Origin of the sequence: Actinobacillus minor NM305, from assembly GCF_000175195.1 — a bacterium.
GTDB classification, from domain to species: Bacteria; Pseudomonadota; Gammaproteobacteria; order Enterobacterales; family Pasteurellaceae; genus Haemophilus_A; species Haemophilus_A minor.
In genome coordinates, this window is record NZ_ACQL01000101.1 from 86,939 (window position 1) to 112,667 (window position 25,729).

Below are 25,729 nucleotides of genomic sequence, written 5' to 3' on the forward strand. Positions count from 1 at the left end.
CTACTTTATTTAAGTTTATTGATTATTTAAATATACACTTAAGGAAAATAATTATATTACTTGTGTCATTAACAACCGCTTATCCAACATCACAAATTATTCGACATCAACACACTTATCAAAAATTTGAAGAAGAATATCAAAATATTGAACAAGAAGCGGTAAAAAAACAAACATTATTTGCAAATTTAATGAGTAAACAAAAAGCACAAAATGAAAAAGACAAAACATTATCTCAAATCAGTCAAAGCCTTGAACAACTTTTTTATCGCTATCATGCAGAAGTTGAGAATATTCAATGGAGTTTGGAAAATAATAGATCGATCACGATTACGATTAATCATCAATCCAAAACTATTTTTACAATCATTCATGATCTTACTGGATTTAAAATGCTACGATTTAAAGAGCTTACCTTAACGAAATTAAATAGAGCTCATTTAATTCAGCTTAATGCAACGTTACAGCTCATTGAATAATAACAAGGAAAACACAAATGAAAAAGTTACTTTATTTTATTCTTTTTATACCAAATCTTTTATTCGCCGATCCATTTTATGGGGAGGGAGAAAAGGCAAGCAAAGAAGAGAAACCAACAAAATCATTACAGAATTTTACAACATGCCCCTTACCCGAAAAAAGAAATGAATTAAATCTTCCCGTTGAATTTGAAGATTTAAAACTCATTGGCATCATCAAGAAAGACGGTAATATAAAATCCTTATTTATCGATAAGAATAATCAAATTTTTGATTTTGCGGTAAATGATTTTCTTAAAGAATCACTTATTCAATTTACTGAAATCACACTAAAGAACATTAAATACATAAATTGGGCGCTGACAGAAAATTGTCAATCTCCCTATGAAATCACATTAAAATTTTAGGATAATCAAATGAAAAAATGGCTTTATTTCTTATTTTTTATTCCTTTTTCACTTTTTGCGAACCAATATTCATTAATTTTAAAAAATGCGCCTACACCACAAATTCTTACTTATCTTGCAGGCGAATCCGAAACAAATATTGTGCTGAATCAAGATGTAGATAGTTTTACCACATTACGCTTAGAAAACAGTCCGCTTGAAACCATTTTAAAAAGTATCACAAAAATCAATAAACTTGATTTAAGTAAAGAAGGCAACATTTACTACGTGAGTGAAAAGAAAGAGGAAAAAAATCGTGTAGATATCCCTCAATTGCCTTTAAAAACAGCTGAAATCGTTGCTGAAAAAAAACCTATCATCGTAACAAAAACGATAAAACTGCAATATGCTAAAGCATCAGAAGTCATTGATTCCCTTACCAAAGGTAATGGATCCGTTTTATCTGATGCGGGGTATATTCACTTTGATGAACGGAGTAATAGCTTAATTATCAAAGATAATCCCTCTTCTATAAAAAATATGATATCTCTTATCAAAGAGTTAGATAAACCTACCGAACAAATTGCGATTGAGGCGAGAATTGTGACCATCAGTAGCGAAAATTTACATGAACTTGGCGTTCGCTGGGGCATGTTATCGCCAAATGCTTCCCATAGCCGATTGGGTGGAACACTTGAAGGAAATGGCGTAGATTCAACCAAAAATCTTAATGTCAATTTTCCTGTAAGTGGCGGAGCCTCTGCAGTATTACAAGTTGCTTCAATCAATTCCAAAGTGCTTGATCTTGAGCTCTCAGCGCTGGAACAAGAGAACAGCGTTGAAATTATTGCAAGTCCTCGATTGCTTACGACCAATAAAAAATTAGCCAGCATCAAACAAGGTACTGAGATCCCTTACGCCATTTATGATCGTAAATCTGAAACTTATGATGTGGAATTTAAAGAAGCAGTGCTTGGGTTACAAGTTACACCACATATCTCTAAAGATAACCAAATTTTGATGGATTTAGTCGTAACGCAAAATTCACAAGGACAGTCTGTTGTAAGCTCTACTTCAGACAATGCTGCCGTCTCTATTGATAAACAAGAGTTAAATACGCAAGTTTTTGCCAAACATGGTGAAACCATTGTCTTAGGAGGGATTTTCCAACATTTAAAAACAAAAGATAGTGATCGTGTCCCTGTATTAGGCTCAATTCCCTTTTTGAAACATCTCTTTAGTTATCAGAAAGATCAAATTAGTAAGCGAGAATTGGTTATTTTTGTTACACCTTATATTATTCAAGCAAATGATATAAATGCGCAACCTCAGAAATCCAAACAAAATAGCAAGAAACTATGATAGAATATAAAGGATTTTTATTACTTATTTTATAGAGGTTATATGAAACTAACTCCTCGCCGCCGTGCTAGAGAATGTGCGGTACAAGCCTTATACTCTTGGGCTATTTCACAAAACAGCGTAGAAGAAATTGAACTGGTATTTCATACTGATACTTTTGCAGCAGAAGATCCTGATACAGAAGGTAAAATTGATAAAGCACTCTTTACGCGCATTTTTCGTGGCACCGTTGCAAGTATTGATGAAATTGATCGCTCATTACAACCGTTTTTAGATCGTAATCCGGAAAATGTGGATTTAATTGAACGTAGTATTTTACGTATGGCTGCTTTTGAGCTCCATTTTGAACAAGATACCCCTTACAAGGTCATTATCAACGAAGCCATCGAAGTGGCTAAAGCATTTGGTTCTGACGATAGCCACAAATATATCAATGGCGTCTTAGATAAACTAGCACCTTCTTTAGGTCGTAAATAATCTATTCTATGTAACAAAGAGCGGGCAAAAGCTCGCTTTTTTTATTGAAAAGAGATAACGATGGGCGAATTTGATCTTATCCAACAGTATTTTAGCAACCCTTCACAACGTGCGGATGTCTCTCTCTCTATTGGTGATGATTGTGCCGTTACCCAAATCGGGGCAAATGATACTCTCGCAATAACTACGGATACACTTGTATGTGGCACTCACTTTTTGCCAAATATCTCTGCATCTGATCTTGCCTATAAAAGCGTTGCGGTAAATTTAAGTGATCTTGCCGCAATGGGAGCATCTCCGGCATGGATTTCACTTGCACTAACTTTACCTAAGATCCAACATAATTGGTTGACTGAATTTAGCCAAAGTTTATTTGCTATTTTAAATCGATACCATGTTGATTTAATTGGTGGCGATACGACACAAGGTCATCTCTCACTCACACTTACTGCGCAAGGCATATTGCCAAAAGGAACAGGGCTCTTTCGTCACAAAGCTCAAATGGACGATTGGATTTTTGTTTCAGGCACATTAGGCGATAGCGCTGCTGGTTTAGATCTCTTATTAAAAAATAGTAATTTATCTACCGAATCTCACCGCTATTTAGTACAAAGACATCTTCGCCCAACACCTCGTGTTGAGCTAGGACTGGCGTTAAATGCTTTTTCTTGCTGTGCAATAGACATTTCCGATGGGCTACTTGCCGATTTAGGGCATATTTTAAAGAAAAGCCAAGTTGGTGCTGAACTTTATCTTGAAGACCTGCCGCTTTCTCAACACTTGCTTTCAGTCTATGAAAATCAAGCAGAACAATTTGCTCTAACCGGTGGCGAAGATTACGAACTTTGCTTTACAGTGAATGACGATAACCGTGCAAAAATGGAGCAAACCTTACGTTCTCAGGGCATTAAAGTTACCTGTATCGGGAAAATAACGCCATCAACAAGCGGTCTTATTTTGTATAAAAATCACCAAATCGTCTCTTTACCTCAACAAGGTGGATTTGATCACTTTAAATAGGATTTATTATGATAAAACCCAACTTAAAAAACCCTATTCATTTTCTTGCTGTTGGATTTGGTTCCGGTTTACTCAAACCGGCACCAGGTACTTGGGGCACGCTTGCCGGCCTTTTAATCGCTATACGATTATGGGAAATGACTCATAGCCCATTTTTCTTCCTTGTGCTGACATTGATTTCTTTTATCTCAGGTTGTTATATTTGTCAGAAAACCGCTGATGATCTGCAAGTCCATGATGATGGGCGTATTGTTTGGGATGAAATTGTTGCCATTTTCCTTATGTTTGCTTTTTTGCCCGAATATAATGCCCTTTATTATATTTTAACATTTATTGTTTTTCGCCTATTTGATATTTTAAAACCTTACCCTATTCGTTATTTTGATGAAAAATTTGAAAGTGGGTTAGGTATTATGCTTGACGATATTATTGCGGCAATTTTTGCATTAATTTCATTACATCTTATTCACTTTATTATTTAATCATATGCTAACAATTCTTTTTATTCATTTAGTCGGACTAGCAAGTCCTGGACCTGATTTCTTCTACGTAGTAAAACAATCTGCCAGCCATTCAAATAAGGCAGGATTTCTTGCAGCAACAGGGATTTCTCTCGGTATTATCTTTTGGGCAGCATTTGCGATATTTGGGTTGGCATGGCTAAAGCATAGTGCGGGTGAGATGATTCAATATACTATTATGCTCTTGGGTGGAAGCTATTTGGTTTATATCGGTTTAAAAATGATAAAGAGCACGCAAAATGCTCAATTTAATGAAAATAGACAAAACCTTATTGCACTTCAGCCTTTCACTGAAATCAGAAAAGGTCTGATGATCAATATTTTTAATGCAAAAGCCGGTGTTTATTTTACAAGTGTTATTTCTGCATTTTTAGGTCATTTCACAGAGACCGTTCAACTCTTTGAACTTTTATTTTTATTTGTGATTTCAACATTTATTTATTTCTGTTTGGTGGCTTTTTTATTTTCTCGCAAACCCATAAGGCTATTTTATACAAAGTATAGCCGTTATATTGATAATATAGCCGGTGTAATTTTTATCGTTTTTGGCTCAAAATTAATTTATGACGGAATAAGTTACTTTCTCTAAAATTAAAAATGCATATAATCCCGCAAGTGAAAAAATATATAACATAAAGCGTGAATTTTCGGCATTATATTGCAGTTACATAAAGTCAATTTTAATAAAATGATTGCGGTATTATGTAGGGCGGAGTTTACCCCGCCCATAATGCTGAATTAAAACCTCGTTTCAAACAACAAATTTATGTTTTTGTCCGTGTAGGAATAGAGTGTTGGTAGGTTGCTGTCATATTTTTTCCAACTAAATTGTAATTTAGGTGTAATATTCCATAAATGCCAATCCCGTTTCCATAAGGTTAAACTTGAAGAGTAAACCTTATCTTCCCTTACCTTGCCGAGCGATAAAAAACCACCTAATTTAGCAATATCTTTATAATCCCGTTTCATAAATGACAGGTTCAAGCGGGTGGATAAGCCCCATAAATTCCATTCTTGTCCCCAGCCTAAACGTACGCTTTTGGTGTCTGAGCCATATTGTTTCACTTTTACATCTTCACGATTAAAGTCGCTTCCCAAATAGAAGAATTGCTGAGGGTTGCGCAACCAAAGCAAGGTCGCTGAGGCTAATTTGGTTGAGCCGTCTTGAGCTGTGCTGTCATAATTATTCTGTTTACCATACTCAAGCGCTGTTGAGATTTGCCAATTTGGGTTAAACCAATAATTCCATTCGGCTCGCGCCCCCCTTGTACGGCGATACGACTGATTACCTACCGAACGTTTTTCAAAAAATGGCAGTAAACGGAATTGACCATCAACCGTTTTATAACTATACCCTAATAAAGTACGATTGCTTATATCATCATCTTCGTGGCTATTCCAATAAATTTTACCGTAAGCATTATTTTCAAAACTTAAATAATGGCTACTAAATAAGTTAAAATCTCGTGAAATATCTGCATTAAAGCCAAATCCTTTAGCTGAACGAGGCTTCATTCCTTCACCTTTAACATAGCCGGTATTTTCAATTTCTGTCGCATCGGAGGTGTTATTGACGTTGTGTGTATTTACATAATAAACAGACGCGCCAAACTGCCACTCATCTTGCTTATTGATTGCGCCGGTATAGGCATCAATTAAATCGGCTACCGGTGCCGGGAGGTTTTCAACACTTTTGGCTTTGTTAAATTGGTCTAGCGCAGCATTATTCTGTTTAGTTCGAAAGAGTAAAATCGCCAACTCAACCCGTACCGCATTTAAATCCGGCTTTTCAGCGAGAATTTCACGATAAAGGGCAATGGCAGGCGAATACTGCTCATTTAAACCATATAATTTTGCTTGAGCAAATTTTTCTAAAATTAAATCTCGCTGTAGAAATTTCTGATAAATTGCAAGAATTTGGCTTAAAAAGCCCGCTTGTCGAGTGTAAATTGCCTCAGAAAGCAAATGTTGTGTGAGAGAGTAATTTTGTAATAACTCCGCTTCAGTAATATCCACCACTTTGCTTGCGGTATGATTTGTTGCATCAGGTAATGATTTTTGTGGGGCTTGCGGTTTAGCCACATTTTGCAGTTTTTGCTCAGTGTTATCGGCTGGATTTGCCAAAATTGGCAAACTGAACAACACAAGCGGTAAGATTTGGGCAGATTTTTTCATTTTTCTAATTACCGTAATCATTTTTGTAGGGACACACTGCGTGTGTCCGTCATACAAAATTAATGTTTGAAATCAACACGGACACACGCAGTGTGCCCCTACAAGATGGAAAATAAACAAAGCCACCACACCTGTGGCGTAGTGGCTTTTGATTTACTAAATAGTAAAATTATTTAGGTTGTTTGGTTGCACCGAAGACGGCGTCGTATTGAATTACATCGCCAGTTTCTTTATATCTAGTATATGCGTCGTCACTATTTAAATTTACTTTTCCTACGGCATCATTTAAATCTTTACCGTAGAACTTAACTTCGTACGTGCCTCTCCCAGATGCTTCTTTGATGTTCATCGTTTCATTTGTCGCCCTACCTAGACGAAAAGTCCCCGATTGATCAAGATTTTTCTCTAAAACGATTTTACCTATTAGGTTACTATCAATTTCACCCTCAATAGAGTTACGCTCAGGATCTTTATCAAATTTGGCTTTTAATGTTACCGTACCATCAAGGACAGGTTCAGAACGGATACCAGTCCTGTTATAACCCTCTATATCCGATTTTATTACGCTTGCAATTACTTGTCCTTTATAAGTTGCCTCTCCGGCTACCGCATCATTCCAAATAATTTTACCGGTTTTAACAGATTGCCCGTTACGCTCCACAACTTCCTCTCTCCATACAGGATAAATATGGGAATATCCGGCTTTACCTGCGCTTTGTGCCACTGAGAAGAATTTCACATCGTGTCCGTTGGTAAAGAGAGCGCCATAAGTCGAATAAGGTTGATTTACATAGAGATAATTAAATGCTTTGGCATCCTCTAGTTCAGCAACCTTGATAAGATGGCCATCACGTTTAACTTTAGTTACAATTTTTCCGCTGAAATCAGGATCTTCTTTTTTCCCTTGATGAACTCCAAGGAATGGCTTGCCATCTTTCTCACTTAATTCATTGAAATTAAGATTCGTTATTGCATTGACTCCAAGTAGCTCAAAAAAGCTTTCAGGTTTTCCTACGTAGTACAAATCACTGCTCAACGAGCTATTACGACCACCATAGCGATATTCTGTTGTATCATTGCTTGGACCATTTTGACGAATATTAATAATTCGCCATGCAACTCCATTTTTATCTAACAGATTTACTGGTTTAAGTTTCTCTGCAGCTTCTGCTTTAGCTTTCGCTTCAGCGGCTGCTTTTGCCTTCGCTTCTGCTTCCGCTTTTGCTTTGGCATCCGTTAATTTTTTCGCTTCTGCTTCAGCCTTTTTACGTTCTTCTTCTAAACGTTTTGCTTCCTCAGCTTTTGCTTTAGCCTCTGCTTCTGCTTTAGCTTTCGCTTCAGCGGTTGCTTTTGCCTTTGCATCTGCTTCGGCTTTCTTCTCCGCATCTGTTTTTGATGCTTGATTTGCCGGTGTTGGTTCAACAACTTGGTTAGGCGTATCGTTAGATTTACACCCCACCACACCTGAAGAAACTAAAATTGCTAATGCTGTTGTCTTAACTTGAAATTTCATAGAAATCACCTACTAAAAAACGTAAATTTGTGTCCATGTTTTTACCATTTACTGAGCAAAAACTATCTTATTGTAAAAAAAAAAAAAATAGTTCAAGTAGTTGGCGAAAAAAATCTCATTTTTTTTGATTTCTGTCAGTTTTGTAAGGTTATTAAGACAAAAAAATACAAGCGGTCAAATTTTTATGACCGCTTACAAATCCAATTAAGCTAAATGTTCCACGTTATTAAATTCAATTAAACTTACCTGCCCATTCTCTACTTGAGCAATATTGATAGCCGTGTTAATCACAAAACTATGTTTTGTTTCATCTCGACATTCTGACCAATGTAGGCCTTTTAACACTGCCGTTAAAACCGTAAGCGTCATACCATGAGCGACAATTAATACATTTTCATGATCTTGATGTATCTGAGCAATATGGTTAAATGCGGTTAAGGCTCGTTGATAAAGTTGTTCGTAGGTTTCTCCCCCATTCGTTTCGGCTTTATACTCTGCCGGTGTTTTTTTCATAACCCAGTATTCATCATTCTCATATAAATCTACGGATTTAGTACCTTCCCAGCTACCAAAATCGAACTCATTTAAGCCTTTGTGATGAAAATGAGGAATGTTTCTGTGCTGATTTTCCGCCAAAATATAATTTGCGGTATCTTGCGCACGTTTTTGCATGCTTGAATAAGCCGCCGCAAAAGGGATTTTTTGGAGTGCTTTTCCAGCTTTTTTTGCCCCGTCTATTCCTTCTTCAACCAACGGGGAATCTCCCGAACCTTGTAAACGCCCTTCAGTGTTCCACACAGTTTTGCCATGTCGAACTAAATAAATGTTCAATGCCATTGTATTTCCTTGCTAAAATAACGAAAAATTTTATGAGATTATAGCAAATGTCCTCCCATTTTACAGTCTGCTTCCAACACCCTGATTTTATTGTCATTAATAAACCTGAAGGTGTTAGCGTACACAAAGATAACGAAGCCTCGGGGCTTACAGAACGTATTGCACAACAACTCGGTGTTCCACAAATCTGGCTTGTTCATCGTCTTGATAAAGCAACATCAGGTTTGCTGATTCTCGCTTTAACAAAAGAGGCTGCAGTTGAGTTTTATCACTTATTTAAGCAACACAAAATTCAAAAAACCTATTGGGCACTCAGTACAACAAAACCGAAAAAAAAGCAGGGCAAAATTATTGGCGATATGAAAAAATCCCGAAATAGTGCTTGGAAACTCTGCCATACCAAAGAAAATCCTGCGATAACTCAATTTACTTCGCAATCCGTTGCTCCCCAACTTCGGTGGTTTACACTCAATCCGCACACGGGGAGAACGCACCAATTACGGGTTGCGATGAGGAGTTTGGGTAGCCCTATTTTAGGCGATTCATTATATGGTGGCGAAAAGGCTGATCGCCTTTATTTACACGCCTACCAATTAGAATTTGAGTATCAAAATACCCATTTTTGTATTCAAACTCCGCCCACAAGCGGTCTGATTTGGCAAAAAATTTACCAAAATACGCTATAATTAGCGCAGTTTATCTATTAAGGAGCATCTACATTATCATGGGCTTATTTGAAGCAATCCTCATCATCTTATTACTCATCATTATCAGTGCTGTTATTTCTGCGGCTGAAATTTCATTAGCCGGTGCTAGAAAATTAAAACTACAAGCTATGGTCAATGAAGGCGATTTGCGTGCTGAAAAAGTGATGAAATTACAAGAGCAACCTGGTCGATTTATTACCGTAGTACAAATCGGCTTAAATATGGTAGCAATCTTTGGTGGGGTTGTGGGAGAAAGTGCGATCAATCCTTATTTTAGCCAGATTTTCTCACAATATACGCAAGCCGAATGGGTGGATAGTGCAGCATCATGGACAGCCTTTGCTCTCGTTACTTCCTCATTTGTTTTATTAGCCGATCTGATGCCAAAAAGATTGGCGATGACTTATCCGGAAAAGATTGCCGTACGTACTATCGGTATCATGTCGTTTAGCATTTTTCTTTTTAAACCGCTTGTGATGTTTTTCGATTTGATTGCCAATATAATGTTTCGGCTATTTGGTATTTCAACCGTTCGCCAAGACAATATGACAACCGAAGACATTGTTGCCGTGGTTGATGCTGGGGCAAAAGCTGGAGTGCTAAAAACCCATGAACACTATCTCATTGAAAATGTATTTGAGATGCAAGAACGCCGTGTGACTTCAACAATGACGACACGTGAAAACATTATTTTTCTTGATCGCACCGATAATAAAGAACAAGTGCTTCAAACCATTGGCGAAGATCCTCACTCTAAATTACTCATTTGTGATAATGGTTTGGATAAAATTTTAGGGTATGTCGAGTCACACAATTTGCTGACCCAATACCTTAAAAATGAAAGTGTCTCACTTACAGATCAGCGATTATTGCGTAAGCCACTTTTTATTCCTGATACGCTTTCACTTTATGAAGTACTTGAACTATTCAAATCTGCCGGCGAAGATTTTGCTGTTATCGTCAATGAATATGCTTTGGTAGTTGGCATTATTACCTTAAATGATGTGATGAGCATTGTGATGGGAGAATTAGTTTCAACGGAAGAAGAACAAATTGTTCGCCGCGATGAAGATTCTTGGCTTATTGATGGCGCAACACCTTTAGAAGATGTAATGAAAGCCTTAGATATCGAAGCTTTCCCAAATCCGGAAAATTACGAGACGATTGGGGGCTTTATGATGTATATGCTACGAAAAATTCCGAAAAAAACAGATTTTGTGCTCTACGATCAATATAAATTTGAAATTATTGATACGGAAAACTTCAAAATTGACCAGCTAATGGTTTCATTTAGAAAAGATATTAAAACTGAATGATTCGGTGTTATATAGCCATTTTACAATCGCTAATTTTAAGAACATTTGCGTAGGGGCGGGGTTTATCCCCGCCCATAAACAATTATTGATATTCGGGCGGGGATAAACCCCGCCCCTACGAAAGAGATTCAATACTTGTGTAGCTACTATATCAATACCAAAATAATCCTATTACCGCTGTATAAATAATAATGATTGTTTATACAGTTTATGTTAAACTTTATCATATATTTAAACAATAGACCTAAGGAATCTCATGATCGGTCGATTACATGGCAAAATTATTGAAAAACAACCGCCTGAAATGCTCTTAGATGTGCAAGGCGTTGGCTATGAGCTACTTTTGCCGATGACAAGCTTCTATAATTTGCCTCAGATTGGCGAAGAGACAACTATCTTTACACATTTAGTCGTGCGAGAAGATGCACATCTGCTATTTGGCTTTGCTCAAAAGCAAGACAGAACGCTTTTTAGAGAACTCATTAAAACAAATGGTGTTGGTCCTAAATTAGCACTTGCGATCCTTTCTGCGATGTCGGTTTCTCAATTTGCTAACGCTGTCGAAAATGAAGAATTAGCCAAACTCACAAAAATTCCAGGTATTGGGCGAAAAACAGCTGAACGATTATTAGTTGAGTTAAAAGGCAAGTTTAAAGGTTTATCCCAAACAGACTTATTTATTGAACAACCTCATGAAACAATCATGGCATCATCTGTTGAACCAAGTGATGAAGCCCGTGATGCTCTTATTGCCTTGGGATATAAGCCTGCTGATGCAGAAAAAATGATCAAAAAAGTAAATCTGGTTGGCGCAACAAGCGAACAACTTATTCGAGAAGCGTTAAAGAACGCACTATAAAATATGATTGAAGCAGATAGAATTATCAGCGCAGCCCCAAAGCGTGAAGAAGAAATTATTGATCGAGCCATTCGTCCGAAGCTCCTTGCAGACTATGTTGGGCAACCTTCTGTTTGCCAGCAAATGGAAATTTTCATTCAAGCAGCAAAGCTACGGAATGAAGCTCTTGATCACTTACTTATTTTTGGTCCACCGGGGCTCGGCAAAACCACTCTGGCTAACATTGTCGCCAATGAAATGGGGGTAAACATTCGCACAACATCAGGTCCGGTGTTGGAAAAAGCAGGGGATTTAGCCGCTATGCTGACGAACCTTGAGCCTTATGATGTCCTTTTTATTGATGAAATTCACCGATTATCGCCGGCAATAGAAGAAGTACTCTACCCTGCTATGGAAGATTATCAATTAGATATTATGATAGGCGAAGGCCCTGCGGCACGCTCTATCAAACTCGATCTTCCTCCGTTTACTTTGATCGGTGCAACAACACGTGCAGGCTCTTTAACATCTCCGCTAAGAGATCGTTTCGGTATTGTGCAACGCCTAGAATTTTATGGCGTAGATGATCTTACCTCTATTGTTCAACGAAGCGCAAACTGCCTAAATTTAAACCTTTCTGAAAGTGGTGCACATGAAATTGCTCGCCGCTCACGAGGAACTCCTCGAATTGCGAACCGATTATTACGCCGAGTGCGTGATTATGCTGATGTACGTAATAACGGAATTATTAGTTCAGAAATTGCAAAACAGGCATTATCTATGCTAGATGTTGATGCGGAAGGTTTTGATTTTATGGATATCAAACTACTTGAAGCCATTGTAGAGCGCTTTGATGGAGGCCCTGTCGGCTTGGATAACCTTGCAGCTGCCATTGGTGAAGAACGGGATACGATTGAAGATGTCCTAGAACCCTACCTTATCCAACAAGGCTTTTTACAACGTACCCCAAGAGGGCGTATTGCAACACAGCGGACTTATGAGCATTTGAAGAAACATCGATAAGACATAGAAAAATCGCTATGTATTGATTACATAGCGATTTTCTATAACTTTATAAAACTCGGCGTGATTGTGTGTAATTTCTAGCCCAATAACTTTCAGAAAGAGAGCTTGTAGTTACGCCTCGACTTGAACTTGCATGAACAAACTTGCCACCACCAATATACACACCAACATGATTATTTTTACGGAAGAAAACTAAATCCCCGGGGCGTAAATCTGATTTTGAAATCGAACGACCAGAATGACGCTGTTCAGCAGTAGAACGAGGAAGATGAACATTAAAAGCGCTACTCATTGTTTTTTGAACAAATGCAGAACAATCAATACCACCTGCACCATTACCACCTAAACGATAACGAGTACCAGCCCATTTTCGATAAATATTATTTACTTTCTGCGAAGCCTGATTTGCTAATGAAGCATTTTGATTATGCGGAGCAGTCTTTACCTCTTTACGAGAGGTTTGTTGCGCAATTTGTTCTGGAGTTGCCGCTTTTGCAACGATTCTAATTTGGTTAGGCGTGGCTGGAACACTACTTAAACTTGCATTTGCCATTGAAGCATAGCTAGAAAAAAGCGTAAATAAAGAAGTCATTAAAAATGGCTTAAGCCCAGCTAAAGTAATGTATTTTTTCATAATTTTGTCTCGCCAGAACAACTACAGCGTATTTATTCCTATTAAAAAACCAATTAAATAGCCTATCTACATGATAGGCTATACCTAAAATCTCAAGCAGTATAACTTATATTTATGCCAATGTCCTTAAAAAATTTATCTCATCAGCCCAAATTTCCGGATTTATTGTTTCTAAAATCAACGGAATGTTATCAAAGCGGTCATCTTTCATAATAAATTTGCAAAAATCGGTGCCGATTGTTCCTTCTCTTAATGTATCGTGACGATCTTTTCTACTACCTAATGGCGTTTTCGAGCCATTTAAATGCATTCCTCGTAAATAACGAAAGCCGACAATTTCATCGAACTGTCGAAATGTCTCATCACAACTTGCTAACGAAGAAATATCATAACCGGCTGAAAATAAATGACAGGTATCTAAGCAAACGCCCACTCGATTTTTATCTTCTACTTGGTCAATAATTTCAGCTAAATGTTCAAAACGATAACCTAAATTTGAACCTTGCCCCGCCGTATTTTCAATGACGGCTATCACATTTGGAACTTTCTCAACAGCAATGTTGATCGACTCTGCAATGCGAGCCAAGCAATCACTTTCTGAAATTAAATTCAAATGCGAACCGGGGTGAAAATTTAATAGCTTCAAGCCTAATTGATCAGCACGCTCCAGTTCATCTATAAAAGCCACTCTTGATTTCTCCAAGCCTTCTTTATCAGGACTTCCCAAATTAATTAAATAGCTATCATGTGGAAGAATATGCTCGGGTTGAAAATGATGAACTTGGCAAAAACGTTTAAATTTTTCGATGTTTTCCGCTTTAAGTGGTGGTGCTTTCCATTGGCGCTGATTTTTAGTAAATAATGCAAAAGCATTAGCACCAATCTCGACCGATCTTAAAACAGCATTCTCAACGCCCCCAGAGGCACTCACGTGTGCACCAATATATTTCATTACTTTCTCCCTATTTTTTGTAGTTCGTGTAAAATAATTAGGGTCTGTTTATCTTTCAAAAAAAACTGCGTTGTCGCCTAAAAAAGCCCTCGGCTAGACGTAAAACGCCGTTAATAGCGGGACTATTGACAAGTTTTACAACGACGGCGAGGGCTTTTTTAGGCACAACCCGAAGGGACGGGCTTCTTTTTTGCCCACTCTGCGTTAAAAAAACTTTGTTTAGAATAACTAAACGGCAGTTTTTTCGCCTTGATTGGGCAAAAAACAAGCTCCGTCGCAGCCTTTTTTGAAAGATAAACAGCCCCTAACATTTTACACCGCTTGTTTATTGACTATGAACGAAATGATTAACGATTTTTCTTTGCTGTGCCGCTTATTCGGCAATCTTTTTTATCGCTCACCCACCGATCCGGTACTAACGGCAACATTTAATTGGCTCGCCCAAGGGGGATTACGTAGCCAATGGGCTTTAGCCACCGATACACAAAGCGACTTAGCCTTAACCATTGTTGAAAAATATGCTCACCCTACCCAATTACAAGCCGACTATCAAGCGCTTTTTGGCGAGGGTGGTGCTATTGCTACAACAATTTCTGCCTATAAAATTTCAGTCGAAGATTTCGTCGCCTTTAGACAGGAACGTGCAATGCCTGCGCTTGAGCATGCGGATCATATTGCTTTATTGCTATTAACAGCTTCTTGGATTGAAGATAATTTAGACTCAACGTTGGCACAACAAACGCTTTTCGAGCAATTTTTATTACCTTGTATGAGTAAATTTTTAGGTTTAGTCGAAACGCACGATCAAGGCTTTTATAAAGCGATCGCGCAATTAACCCGTGATGCTTTATCAGCAATGTCTGATGAATTGGAGGAATCAGAATAAGCTAAATAGCATTCTCTGAAGGAGGCGTAAATGAAAACAAAATTACTATTTGCATTATCCGTCTGTTTAATGACAGCTTGCACACTTACTCCCGAGCAACAAGCTGCTCGTCAAGCAAAGCAAATCAAAGCGCAACAAAAGCTTTCCGTTGAAATTGCGAAACAATGCGATCTTGAAACGGCACAATTGATGGAGCAAGTTTATGACCCGCCAATTAGCCAAACAGAGCAAGAAAAAACAGCATTAATGAAGCGCTATACGCAAAAAATCAATGATCCGATGTTTCAAGCTTGCAATAAGCTCGCATGGGATAACTATAAAAAACAGATCGAAATTGAAGAAATGAGACGTTACTACGATGAGCGTCCTCATTTCTATCCTTGGCATTATTGTTATGCTTGTTGGTAATATAAAAAAGTAAAGCGGTATGATTTAGTAAAACAAAGACAAAATCATACCGCTTATTCTTTTAATAATTACTTCACTTCACGAATCATAATTTCCGAAGGAATCACACTGCCTTGCCAATATAATTCAGCTGCTACTTTTGCTGCAAGTTCTAAATAAGCTTGACTGGTTTCGTGTTCTGGTGCGGCTTCTACTGTTGGCATACCGTTATCTAAATCTTCGCGTAAACGAATATGAAGCGGAAGTTGCCCTAACACTTGTGTGCTATATTTCTTCGCAATTTTTTCTGCGCCCCCCGTTCCAAAAATATCTTCGTGATGCCCACAATTTTGGCAAATATGCACGCTCATATTCTCAATGACACCAAGTACCGGTACCGAAACTTTTTGGAACATTGAAATCCCTTTTATGGCATCTAATAACGCAATATCTTGCGGTGTCGTTACTACTACAGCCCCAGTCACCGGGATCTGTTGAGAGAGGGTTAATTGAATGTCCCCTGTACCTGGTGGCATGTCAATCACTAAGTAATCCAATTCGTTCCACCATGTTTCATTTAGTAATTGGCTTAATGCGCTGCTTGCCATTGGACCACGCCAAATGGTTGCGCTATCTTCCGACATCAAGTAGCCAATAGAATTGGACTGAATGCCATAAACTTCAACAGGCGTGATGTGCTTGTTATCTGGCGAAGTCGGGCGCTGATCTTTTGCACCAAGCATATGTGGAATAGAAGGACCATAAATATCGGCATCAAGGATCCCCACTTTTGCCCCTTGTGCTTTTAACGCTAAAGCTAAATTAACCGATGTCGTTGATTTCCCAACACCGCCTTTGCCGGAAGTAACTGCAATAATATTTTTAACGCCATTAACCGCTGGGTGATTATTTGCACGCTTTAAGGTGGCAATATTGTAATTTAATACCCATTTTACACCGCTTGCACCTGTGATTTCTTTAAGCTTTTCTTCCGTAGCCACTTTTAACGCTTCAAATCCACTGTTCCAAGCAAACGGCATAGTTAATTCAAGGCGTAAAATCCCAGCACCCAATTCAGCTTTTTTTAATGCATTTAGCGCAATAAGATCTTTCTTTAACGTTAGATGAGAGAAATTTTGTAATACAAACTTAATTTCATTAAGTTGTTGTTCTGTTAATTGATTCATTGTTTTCCTTAATTTGAACTTTGAGAAGTTACTCGAGATAAATCTTTACTATAAATCACTTCGCTGGTATTACGTAAATCAATACCAGTAAGCTCTGGCTTTATCATGATTTTACGCTGATATTGAAACAGCGGTAAAATCGCAATATCGTTTTCTAATTGTTGTGCAATATATTGAATTAAATCTTCCCTTTCTTTTTCTGATAATGTACTTTTTTGTAATTTCTCTAACGCACTATCTACCTCAGCATTGTGATAGCCATTTTTATTATCTGGGCTTTGAGAGTGGAATTTCCATAAAAATGCAGCTGGATCTGCATAATCCGCACACCAACCTGAACGAATTAGTTGGTAGTTTTTTTGAGCATGATGGTTAAGTAATGTATTCCAATCAACTTCTTGAGGCTCAACTCGAATTAAATCAGATTGTGCCAAGGCTCTCATCATCTGTTTTGCAATTTGTGGATGCTGCCCTTGTGTATCATAAATAACATTTAGCCGTAATGGGTTATTTAAGTTAATCCCCATTTGAGTAAGTAATTGCTCTACAACAACAGGAGACCAACGATTTTCTACTTCAGCCCGCATCGTTTTAGGCAATACCGAATGATTTAAAAGCCCATTTTCCCCTTTAATTCTTGCTGGGAAAATCATGGCTTTAAGGGCTCGGCGAATTTCCGGTTTTTGTAGCTGAGGATCTTGAAAATTAAATTCATAAAAATACGTACATAAACGTGGCAAATATACGATATCTTGCACATGTGAAGCGGTTGGATTTTCAATAAAATCTACGGACGTATCTACAACATTTCGTAATAAAACATATTTCACACGTTGAAAAAAGAGAGACTCATCACGAGCGACTAGCTGTAATTGTTGCTCTTGCCTATCACTGAATTGATAATCTCCATTTGTCACAAATTTACCTTGAGGCTTTTCTCCACGAAAAGTTGGTAATAATGCGATATGCCCTAACATTTTAGGTAACTGAGAGTTTGCTTTTTCAAGCGTAATTTTCAATGTTGAAGGATTAAGTGCTTCAAGCCCAAGCTCACTGACCGGTTTGTTACCTGATAAAACATCCTTAGCATGCTTTATACCAAGATAGGTTAAATAGGACGACAACGGCGATTGAGAGGCAGGATCCGCCAAACGTTGCCAACTCGTCACAAAATCTTCTGCAGTAATAGGTTCTCCATTAGACCATGTTTTATGATTCAGAATAAATAACCATGTTTGGTAATCTTCTGTAAACCAACTTTGTGCCACAGCAGGTTGAATCTCGCCCTTTACGTTAAATTTTACCAATCCTTCAAGAAGATCTCGTAATGGTGCGGCCTGCTCATTATTTCTGACAAAATGCGGATCTAACTCAAATTCCGTTTGGTAAATACCTCGAGTTAATGTTCGTTGTATTTGTGCCTGTTGAAGTTGATAAATTTCATTGTAACGTTTAACTTCCTCAACTTTCTCGGGCGATGAATTCAATTTATCACAACTTGTAAGCAGCGCAACACAAGCGGTCATTTTTACCACTTTTTTTACGATTTTAACCGCTTGTAACTGAATATGTCGTAATTTCATATCATTGCCTAGAGAAAAAAATTTATCTTATTATACGAAAGTTCAATATAAACAAAAACACCTAAAACATTAAGGTTTTAGGTGTTTTCTATCTTATTGAGCCGGAGTGATTAGCTGCTCCATAAATTCTGCATTGACATCTATTGATGCTCTCTCACGTAAATCTTTCACTAAATCATTACGTAAAATCGTGCGATTAGCTTCTGCAAACTGAGGTTCTAACGGCTTAAATTCAGCCAGAGTACCATCAGATACTTTATCTAGCGCCACAATAATTACATCGCCTTTTACATTACGTGCAATTTGATAGGTCGCTTTATCCGCTGGTTTTGGCATATTAAATACCGTTTTTGCCAATACCGGTTGTTGCACTTGAGCTTGAGCGTAAACAAGCGTTTGTGTTTCTCCAAACGAGATATTATTTTTACCTTCATTTAAAGCCACTAAATTTGCTTCCGCATTGCTCAGTAAAGCTTTCTCTGCTTTTTCTCGTTTAACCATCGCTTCAACATCTGTCTTAGCTTCCTCAAGTGTTTTTTCACGTTCAGCTTGGAAATCACTGACTCGAACAAACATAGTACGAGGATTGGTTGAATCGCCCACATCTAATGCTTCTGAATTTTGCCCTGTTTGACGTAAATCACTTTCAAATAACGCTTTCTCAACCGCTTCATGTTGTAATTCTGCCGGTACATTAGCTTGCGTAAATGCAGACGTTTTATGAATTTCTAAGCCTGCCACTTTTGCTACGGCTTCTAAAGAACCACTATTTTCAAAAGCACTATTTGCCATATCACGAGCAACAGTAGAGTATTCTGAAGCAAGTAGCTCTTTACGGATTGTTTCAGTAATTTTATCTTTTACTTGAGCTAACGGAATAATGTTTTCCGCTTTACGATCAATCACTTTAATAATGTGGTAAGCATTATCAATTTTAATCGGTTGGCTTACTTGTCCAACTTGTAATTGGCTCGCTGCATTCTCAAAGGCTTGAGGGAAAGTTCCTGCTTTCGTCCAACCTAAATTACCACCTTGCGCTGCTGATAATTTATCAGTCGATTTTTCTTTCGCTAATGTTGCAAAATCTGCACCGTTATTTAGCTGTTGTGCAATCGCATTTGCCTCTGCTTCATTTGCTACTTGGATATGCGCTAAATTCGCTTCGCCTTTTGTTACAAATTGTGCTTTATTTTTATCGTAATATGTTGCGATCTGCTCATCGGTAATTTGAATACGCTTTTCAACATCTTTTGGCGTTAAAACAAGATACTCCACAGTAAATGTTTCCGGAGTAAGCAACTGCTTTTTATGTGCTTCATAAAAAGATTGTAACTCTTCAGGCGAAACCGTTTGATTTTTAGCTTCATCCGCTAAAGAATAAGTTGCTAATCTCACATCACGTTTTTGGAATAACAATTTTGCTAATGCTTCTTGTTGAGCCGGCAAATCAAAAGAGGTATTGATAATGCCTTCTTCAATTTGAGAAAAAATCATACCCTCACGCACAATTGCAGCGTAACCATCTGTCGTTAAACCCGCATTGCGTAAAGTTTGTTGATATAATTTGTTATCAAATTTGCCATTTTGTTGGAAATTAGCATCATGCACAATTTCAGATTTAATCTGATCAACGCCCACATCTAATTTTAATGACTTGGCATACTGGCGTAAAAGTTCATCATTAATAAGGCTATTAAGTACAGACTGATTGAATTCACGAGCATATTCCGGTTTATCCAATAAATCCCATGCTTCGCCCCCCTTTTGGCTATAAAGGATATTTTGCTGACGGTTTTTCGCATCCGTAAAGGTACGCTGAGAGATGCCTTCGCCATTTACTTTTACTGCTGAATCGTCTGTAGCAACAAGCCCACTACCGATACCACCTAAAACAAATGATAAAGAAACAAGGGTAAAAATAATTTTAAAGCCCAGACTATTTGTCCGATCATGCCATTTTTCAATCATGCTATTTTTCCTACTATTTTCGTAATCAAAAAATTCTTTGAATTATACTGGAAAGAAGATAATTCTCAAATCTGAATTTCTTTAATCTTGCCTTATCAATAAAATATTTACTTTCATTTACGTCTAAAATTTGTTTTAATTTCCTCTCCCGTCAATTTTGACTTTCATAGGATTTCCCTAATGGGCATTTATGCATATATCTGCTTTTTAGCAGCGCTTTCTATCTTACTCGGTTTCGTGACCAGCAAAATCAGTGCAAGAGTGCAATCAACCATTGCCATTACTGCAGCTGCAATGGTCTGTTCTCTGCTAGTCTGGATTTTAGGTTCTTTAGGCTGGTTTAACATTGATGACATCGCAAAAAATGTCATGGAAAAAATTGATTTCAAAAGTTTCCTACTAAACGGTATTTTAGGCTTTTTACTCTTTGCCGGTTCGCTTGGCGTAAAATTACCTGTATTAAAAGACCAAAAATGGGAAATTACCACCTTTGCGCTTTTTTCTACGCTTGCTTCAACCTTTATTATTGCGATACTGGTATGGGCTGTCGCTAATTTGATTGGGCTTCCTCTCGACTTCATTTATTGTGTTGTTTTTGGTGCATTAATTTCGCCTACCGACCCGATTGCTGTATTAGCCATTATTAAAAATTTGCGTGCGCCTAAACGTTTATCTATGCAAGTTGAAGGCGAATCACTCTTTAATGATGGCGTAGGTTTAGTCATCTTCGTTACCGTATTTGCCGTTGCTTTCGGCGGACAAGAAGCCACTTTTTCTGGCATTAGTAGCCTTTTCTTACACGAGGCTATTGGCGGTATTTTATTTGGTTTCTTGCTTGGTTTTATTGCTCACATTCTCATTTCCTCTACTGACGATGGTTCACTGGAAATGATGATCACACTCACAATCCCAACAGCAGGGTTTATGTTTGCCAATAATATCTTACACGTTTCAGGCGCTTTAGCGATGGTTGTTTCAGGCATTATGATTGGTAACTGGACGCGCCGTTCGGGCTTTTCTGAACAAAGCCAACGCTATTTAGACCATTTTTGGGAAATGATTGACCATTTCTTAAACTCATTGCTCTTCTTCTTAATCGGCTTTGCATTGCTGCTTGTTGATTTTGAATTCTACGGAGTTGTGCTGATGATCATTGCAATTCCAATCTGCTTAATTGCTCGCTATTTAAGCCTATGGATTCCATTTAAAGCCATGCAGCAAATCCGTACTTATAACCCATATACATTAAAAATCATGACATGGGGTGGGCTACGTGGAGGACTAGCCTTAGCAATGGCACTCTCTATCCCAAGCAAAACCGCTTTTGTCGGAGAGATTGATGTTAAAGATCTTATTCTTGTGATGACTTATGCGGTTGTGATGTTCTCTATTCTTGTTCAAGGTTCAACTATTGAGCCGATGATTAGAAAATCCAAAACAGTCGATCCAAATCGAGAAGAGTATTTACAACCTAGCCGCCATTAATATGTGTTACAAGCGGTTATATTTATTCACATTTTTGCAAATGAGATAAAAAAACCGAGCAATGAAAATTTGCTCGGTTTTTCGCTATTTAAGCTTATTAAAATACTTTCTTAAATGGCTTAATAATCACATCGCCATACACACCTGCTTCAACATAAGGGTCTTCTGCTGCCCAAGCTTGCGCATCAGCAAGTGATTCAAATTCAGCAATCACGGTTGAACCTGTAACGCTTGAGCCATCTTCGGTTGGGTTTGGACCCGCTGTTAATAAACGCCCTTCTGATTGCAACTGTTCTAAACGAGCAAGATGCGCCGGACGAACAGCTAAGCGAGTTTCAAGCATATTGGGATTATCTTGTGCAAAAATAACGTAATACATAGATTTTTCCTTTTTATTGATGGTAAAAACTAATTTTGTTCTAGCTCTTCCTGAAGGTTGAGCGTTTCTAAAATGGCTAATGCTTCATCTAATTCAGGGTTATTTTCACGAGGAATTTCACGAGGTCTGCCATTTTTATCAATCGCTACATAAGTAAACAATGCTTCGGTTACACGGAAGCGTTCACGATTACCTTCATAAACTTGTTTAATAAAGACTTCAACCTTCACTTGCATTGAGGTGCGCCCAACACGGACTAACGTCCCATAACAACAAACGACATCACCAACTGAAATTGGAAGATGGAAAATCATTTTATCTACGGTTACCGTAACCACCCTTCCTTTTGCTAATTCTTTAGCTAAAATTGCGCCTCCCAAGTCCATTTGCGACATAATCCAACCACCAAAAATATCGCCATTTGCATTGGTATCTGATGGCATTGCAAGGGTTCTTAAAATCAACTTGCCGTTAGGTTCTTTTGTATAAGGTTTATTTTTCATTGTATTTTTCCTGCGCTTTCGCATTTTCTTGTAAATAAGGATAAATCATCACACCTGTTACAATCGTCGCAACAAGGCTTAAACCGGTTAAACCAAAGACTTTAAAGGTGTACCAGGCATCATTAGACATATAGTGGCTGATGTATAAGTTAAGCAACATACAAAGTATAAAAAACATTGCCCAACCTAAATTCAACTTAGCCCAAACATGATTTGGTAATTGAATTTCTTTACCTAATAAATGCTTAATAATTGGATTTTTTAAAACAAATTGGCTAATTAAAAGGACTAATGCAAATAATGCATTGATGATGGTTACCTTCCATTTTAAGAAGGCATCATCATTAAAGTAAGCGGTTAATCCCCCAAAAACGACCACAAATCCAGCCACAAAGAGCTGCATTTTTTCAATCTTACCGTAAAGCACTTTGAGTACCATTAATTGAATAACGGTAGCAACCACTAGAGTTATAGCTGCTTCTTGCGTTCCCCATACTTTATAAACAATAAAAAATAAAATGAGAGGGATAAATTCAAGTAATTGTTTCATAGTGATACGCTCTTTTATTGGCGAATTGCCTGATAAAAACGGAAACCAAAAATAGTAGTAAACAGTGATAAAAATGCCGAAATAAAAAACGAAATAATCATTACTGCAATGTTGTCGCCTAATTTACTCACTAAACCAGCCAATAGTTGAGGTAAAACATTCGCAATTAAACAATATCCGATCATTAAATTCATTTTACCTTTAGTAAAATTCCACGTAAATTTTACCGCTTGTCCGAAAGAATATTCCTCTATTAAATAAATATAAATAGATAAACATAATTTCATAAAAATGAAGATCCCCATTACCAACAATGGAAGTGAAATAATACTTACTCCATTCCCACTCATCATACTCAGTAATACGGAAGATAATCCAAATGAAAGGGGCAATACCATTAAAATATAAAGACCAATTGCCGGTAATAATTTATTAAAGGCTGTGAGCGCATTTTGTAAAAATGCGTGATATTGCCCAGCGTTAATCGATTTAATGTTTAAGATCAGTAATAAAGAGACATAAACATTAGCAATACCGATAATCACTGTTGGCAACAGCATAGAAATTGACGCCTCTGCTGAAACGGGGCTATTTGGCATAACCAACAACACGGTTGCTTGAATTGCAACAAGCAAGATAATGGCAAATAATGAGAATTGGCTTCTGTTTCGGATAAAATTCCAACTATCTTGTATTAACTGTGGAAAATTCATCAACATGAAAAAATCCTTATTTATGGCTAGTAAAACGTTAAAAATTTGTAGTAAAGTATAACAATAGATTGCTGAATATGCATTAAAATTTGGCTTTTCTCTCACATAAAGCCATTTATAGGTTGTGATATGAATGAAACTCTCCAAGCCGGGCAACGTTATTTAAATACGTTACCTAATCAAAAAAAACTCGGATTATTTATGATTGACTACCGTCTCATCCGGCTAGTCAAATTCTCGGCTCGGTTTATGCCGGCTTTTGCCTGCTTTGCGATCTTATGGCAATACTTCTTTAGCGAGCCGACACAATCTGTTTTAGTCAATTCGATTATTACAGGGCTATTTGCTGTCAGTATCCCTTTTCAAGGATTATATTGGTTAGGGAAACGGGCAAAATCGCCTCTACCACTTTCATTATTAAAATGGTATGAAGAACTCCGCCAAAAACTCATTAGCGAACAAATCAACGTTGATACACAAACGATGCCCTCATATCAAGATTTTGCTAATTTATTGCAACTGGCTGAAAAAACGTGGGGCAATAAATACTTTGATGAGTTATAATCAATAGCAATCAACGATACATCGGCACTTGCATTTTGCTTGTGCCATTTTCATTTATTTTCGGTTTTATTCATTTATAGACTTATGACAACGTTATCAGATAAAGAAAAAAAACAAGCTTACAATTTAAATAAACTCCAAAAACGTTTACGCCGCAATGTCGGTAATGCGATTGCTGATTTCAATATGATTGAAGATGGCGATAAAGTGATGGTTTGTTTATCCGGCGGAAAAGACAGCTACACATTATTAGATATTTTATTAAATTTAAAATTAAATGCGCCTATTCATTTTGATATTGTTGCAGTTAATCTCGACCAAAAACAACCGGGCTTTCCTGAACACGTGCTACCGGAGTATTTAGAGAGCATTGGTGTTGAGTATAAAATTGTCGAAGAAAACACCTACGGTATCGTCAAAGAGAAAATTCCTGAAGGTAAAACAACCTGCTCACTTTGCTCTCGCCTACGCCGTGGTATTTTATATCGTACAGCAACAGAACTTGGCGCAACTAAAATTGCACTAGGGCATCATCGTGATGATATGTTAGAAACCCTCTTCCTAAATATGTTTTATGGTGGTAAATTAAAATCTATGCCGCCAAAACTCATGAGTGATGACGGCAAACAGATCGTTATTCGTCCGCTTGCTTATTGTAAAGAAAAGGATATTGAGAAATACGCTGTGGCAAAACAATTCCCGATTATTCCGTGTAATTTATGTGGTTCTCAGCCTAACTTACAACGTCAAGTGGTTAAAGAGATGCTTCAAACATGGGATAGACAATATCCGGGAAGAATTGAAACGATGTTTAGTGCATTACAAAATGTCACGCCATCGCACTTATGCGATCCACGTTTATTCGACTTTAAAGGCATAAAACACGGGCAAGTTATCGAAGGGTTAGAAGGCGATATTGCTTTTGATAAGGAAGAGCTGCCAACTATTCCTGTCGCTTTCGAGGAAGAAGAAAATGATTTCGCCGATAATGGTTTAATCCAATTTAAAGCGGTCTAATTTTTTATATTTTTTGCAATTCACAACAATTTATTTTTAACCATTAAGGGGTTTCACAATGTTATTTAATGAAATAGTGATATCAATCATTGTATTACTCACATTAAGTTTAATGCGTATTAACGTGGTTATATCACTCATTATTGCTGCTCTTGTATGCGGTGTAATCGGACACAACGGTGTTGATGGCACTACAGCATTTCAGGCATTAGAAAAAACGATTAAAGCCTTTACCGGCGGTTTAGGTGGTGGTGCTGAAACCGC

The 25,729-nt window shown here is 37.5% G+C and carries 29 protein-coding genes; 17 read left to right on the forward strand and 12 right to left on the reverse strand.

The features are described 5' to 3' along the window. The first annotated feature begins 62 nt into the window (after nt 1-62). The 7 genes from AM305_RS07610 to AM305_RS07640 are packed head-to-tail and all read left to right on the forward strand — an operon-like array spanning nt 63 to nt 4,834. Nucleotides 63-479, forward strand: a complete 417-nt coding sequence (locus tag AM305_RS07610; protein WP_005824630.1) for a hypothetical protein — start codon at nt 63-65, stop codon at nt 477-479. 17 nt (nt 480-496) lie between these two features. Beyond that, nucleotides 497-886, forward strand: a complete 390-nt coding sequence (locus AM305_RS07615; protein ID WP_005824633.1) for a hypothetical protein — start codon at nt 497-499, stop codon at nt 884-886. 9 nt (nt 887-895) lie between these two features. After that, nucleotides 896-2,227 carry a type IV pilus secretin PilQ gene (locus AM305_RS07620; protein WP_005824635.1) on the forward strand — a complete coding sequence of 444 codons (1,332 nt, stop codon included), beginning with the start codon at nt 896-898 and terminating at the stop codon, nt 2,225-2,227. Nucleotides 2,228-2,269: 42 nt separating this feature from the next. Continuing rightward, nucleotides 2,270-2,704, forward strand: coding sequence for a transcription antitermination factor NusB (gene nusB, locus AM305_RS07625; RefSeq protein WP_005820144.1), 435 nt, complete (start codon nt 2,270-2,272; stop codon nt 2,702-2,704). A 60-nt stretch (nt 2,705-2,764) separates the two neighbouring features. Next, a complete protein-coding gene (gene thiL, locus AM305_RS07630) occupies nt 2,765-3,724 on the forward strand; it encodes a thiamine-phosphate kinase (protein WP_005824638.1) in 960 nt (319 codons plus the stop codon). A gap of 8 nt (nt 3,725-3,732) precedes the next feature. After that, nucleotides 3,733-4,206, forward strand: a complete 474-nt coding sequence (locus AM305_RS07635) for a phosphatidylglycerophosphatase A family protein (protein ID WP_005824640.1) — start codon at nt 3,733-3,735, stop codon at nt 4,204-4,206. 4 nt (nt 4,207-4,210) lie between these two features. Continuing rightward, nucleotides 4,211-4,834, forward strand: coding sequence for a LysE family transporter (locus AM305_RS07640; protein WP_005824642.1), 624 nt, complete (start codon nt 4,211-4,213; stop codon nt 4,832-4,834). A 149-nt stretch (nt 4,835-4,983) separates the two neighbouring features. Here the strand turns inward: AM305_RS07640 and AM305_RS07645 are convergent, their stop codons facing one another. The 3 genes from AM305_RS07645 to AM305_RS07655 all read right to left on the reverse strand — a co-directional run bounded on the left by AM305_RS07645 (nt 4,984) and on the right by AM305_RS07655 (nt 8,770). Continuing rightward, the gene (locus tag AM305_RS07645; protein ID WP_005824644.1) at nt 4,984-6,420 is read right to left on the reverse strand and encodes a surface lipoprotein assembly modifier; all 1,437 of its coding nucleotides are present in this window, start codon (nt 6,418-6,420) and stop codon (nt 4,984-4,986) included. Nucleotides 6,421-6,589: 169 nt separating this feature from the next. After that, complete coding sequence (locus AM305_RS12270) at nt 6,590-7,933, reverse strand: hypothetical protein (RefSeq protein WP_005824646.1); 1,344 nt, start codon at nt 7,931-7,933, stop codon at nt 6,590-6,592. 204 nt (nt 7,934-8,137) lie between these two features. Beyond that, nucleotides 8,138-8,770 (reverse strand): histidine phosphatase family protein, encoded by a 633-nt coding sequence (locus AM305_RS07655; RefSeq protein ID WP_005824648.1) that lies wholly within the window; start codon nt 8,768-8,770, stop codon nt 8,138-8,140. 47 nt (nt 8,771-8,817) lie between these two features. Here AM305_RS07655 and AM305_RS07660 point away from each other — a divergent pair, with 47 nt between their 5' ends. The 4 genes from AM305_RS07660 (at nt 8,818) to ruvB (ending at nt 12,654) form a co-directional block, all read left to right on the forward strand. Further along, nucleotides 8,818-9,456: a TIGR01621 family pseudouridine synthase gene (locus tag AM305_RS07660; protein ID WP_005824650.1), complete on the forward strand. Its 639-nt coding sequence runs from the start codon at nt 8,818-8,820 to the stop codon at nt 9,454-9,456. A gap of 38 nt (nt 9,457-9,494) precedes the next feature. Beyond that, nucleotides 9,495-10,793: a polyamine export protein PaeA gene (paeA, locus tag AM305_RS07665; protein ID WP_005824652.1), complete on the forward strand. Its 1,299-nt coding sequence runs from the start codon at nt 9,495-9,497 to the stop codon at nt 10,791-10,793. 256 nt (nt 10,794-11,049) lie between these two features. Beyond that, entirely contained in the window at nt 11,050-11,652 is a 603-nt protein-coding gene (ruvA, locus tag AM305_RS07670) for a Holliday junction branch migration protein RuvA (protein WP_005824654.1), read from the forward strand. Nucleotides 11,653-11,655: 3 nt separating this feature from the next. Continuing rightward, complete coding sequence (ruvB, locus tag AM305_RS07675; RefSeq protein WP_005824656.1) at nt 11,656-12,654, forward strand: Holliday junction branch migration DNA helicase RuvB; 999 nt, start codon at nt 11,656-11,658, stop codon at nt 12,652-12,654. A 49-nt stretch (nt 12,655-12,703) separates the two neighbouring features. On the opposite strand, the gene AM305_RS07680 is transcribed toward ruvB, so the two are convergent. Both AM305_RS07680 and nfo read right to left on the reverse strand, forming a co-directional pair. Further along, a complete protein-coding gene (locus AM305_RS07680) occupies nt 12,704-13,291 on the reverse strand; it encodes an NlpC/P60 family protein (protein ID WP_005824657.1) in 588 nt (195 codons plus the stop codon). Nucleotides 13,292-13,403: 112 nt separating this feature from the next. After that, nucleotides 13,404-14,243 carry a deoxyribonuclease IV gene (nfo, locus tag AM305_RS07685; RefSeq protein ID WP_005824659.1) on the reverse strand — a complete coding sequence of 280 codons (840 nt, stop codon included), beginning with the start codon at nt 14,241-14,243 and terminating at the stop codon, nt 13,404-13,406. Nucleotides 14,244-14,577: 334 nt separating this feature from the next. On the opposite strand from nfo, the gene AM305_RS07690 reads away from it, so the two are divergent. Beyond that, a complete protein-coding gene (locus tag AM305_RS07690; protein ID WP_035294230.1) occupies nt 14,578-15,129 on the forward strand; it encodes a TorD/DmsD family molecular chaperone in 552 nt (183 codons plus the stop codon). 30 nt (nt 15,130-15,159) lie between these two features. Then, nucleotides 15,160-15,537 carry a hypothetical protein gene (locus AM305_RS07695; RefSeq protein WP_005824665.1) on the forward strand — a complete coding sequence of 126 codons (378 nt, stop codon included), beginning with the start codon at nt 15,160-15,162 and terminating at the stop codon, nt 15,535-15,537. A 68-nt stretch (nt 15,538-15,605) separates the two neighbouring features. Here AM305_RS07695 and apbC read toward each other — a convergent pair whose 3' ends face one another. The 3 genes from apbC to AM305_RS07710 all read right to left on the reverse strand — a co-directional run bounded on the left by apbC (nt 15,606) and on the right by AM305_RS07710 (nt 20,254). Continuing rightward, on the reverse strand, nt 15,606-16,703 hold the full coding sequence (gene apbC / locus AM305_RS07700; RefSeq protein WP_005824668.1) for an iron-sulfur cluster carrier protein ApbC: 1,098 nt from the start codon (nt 16,701-16,703) through the stop codon (nt 15,606-15,608). An 8-nt stretch (nt 16,704-16,711) separates the two neighbouring features. After that, entirely contained in the window at nt 16,712-18,286 is a 1,575-nt protein-coding gene (locus tag AM305_RS07705) for a peptide ABC transporter substrate-binding protein (RefSeq protein ID WP_005824670.1), read from the reverse strand. A 93-nt stretch (nt 18,287-18,379) separates the two neighbouring features. Next, nucleotides 18,380-20,254, reverse strand: a complete 1,875-nt coding sequence (locus tag AM305_RS07710; protein ID WP_005824671.1) for a SurA N-terminal domain-containing protein — start codon at nt 20,252-20,254, stop codon at nt 18,380-18,382. A gap of 180 nt (nt 20,255-20,434) precedes the next feature. Between AM305_RS07710 and AM305_RS07715 the strand changes: the two genes are divergently transcribed. Continuing rightward, on the forward strand, nt 20,435-21,739 hold the full coding sequence (locus AM305_RS07715) for a cation:proton antiporter (protein ID WP_005824672.1): 1,305 nt from the start codon (nt 20,435-20,437) through the stop codon (nt 21,737-21,739). 97 nt (nt 21,740-21,836) lie between these two features. Here AM305_RS07715 and AM305_RS07720 read toward each other — a convergent pair whose 3' ends face one another. Genes AM305_RS07720 through AM305_RS07735 form a run of 4 tightly spaced genes read right to left on the reverse strand, consistent with a single transcriptional unit; the run spans nt 21,837 to nt 23,890 of the window. After that, nucleotides 21,837-22,118 (reverse strand): YciI family protein, encoded by a 282-nt coding sequence (locus tag AM305_RS07720; protein WP_005824673.1) that lies wholly within the window; start codon nt 22,116-22,118, stop codon nt 21,837-21,839. Between the two features lie 29 nt (nt 22,119-22,147). After that, a complete protein-coding gene (yciA, locus tag AM305_RS07725) occupies nt 22,148-22,621 on the reverse strand; it encodes an acyl-CoA thioester hydrolase YciA (protein WP_005824674.1) in 474 nt (157 codons plus the stop codon). Then, the gene (locus tag AM305_RS07730; RefSeq protein ID WP_005824675.1) at nt 22,611-23,171 is read right to left on the reverse strand and encodes a septation protein A; all 561 of its coding nucleotides are present in this window, start codon (nt 23,169-23,171) and stop codon (nt 22,611-22,613) included. The genes yciA and AM305_RS07730 overlap by 11 nt, the downstream gene beginning before the upstream one ends. A gap of 14 nt (nt 23,172-23,185) precedes the next feature. Next, nucleotides 23,186-23,890 (reverse strand): hypothetical protein, encoded by a 705-nt coding sequence (locus tag AM305_RS07735; RefSeq protein WP_005824676.1) that lies wholly within the window; start codon nt 23,888-23,890, stop codon nt 23,186-23,188. A 123-nt stretch (nt 23,891-24,013) separates the two neighbouring features. On the opposite strand from AM305_RS07735, the gene yfbV reads away from it, so the two are divergent. The 3 genes from yfbV to AM305_RS07750 form a co-directional block, all read left to right on the forward strand. Next, nucleotides 24,014-24,448 (forward strand): terminus macrodomain insulation protein YfbV, encoded by a 435-nt coding sequence (gene yfbV, locus AM305_RS07740; protein ID WP_005824677.1) that lies wholly within the window; start codon nt 24,014-24,016, stop codon nt 24,446-24,448. Between the two features lie 84 nt (nt 24,449-24,532). Next, nucleotides 24,533-25,465, forward strand: a complete 933-nt coding sequence (gene ttcA / locus AM305_RS07745; RefSeq protein ID WP_005824679.1) for a tRNA 2-thiocytidine(32) synthetase TtcA — start codon at nt 24,533-24,535, stop codon at nt 25,463-25,465. Nucleotides 25,466-25,523: 58 nt separating this feature from the next. Further along, nucleotides 25,524-25,729, forward strand: a 206-nt coding sequence (locus AM305_RS07750; protein WP_005824681.1) for a transporter permease, incomplete at its 3' end; no start/stop codon positions are given.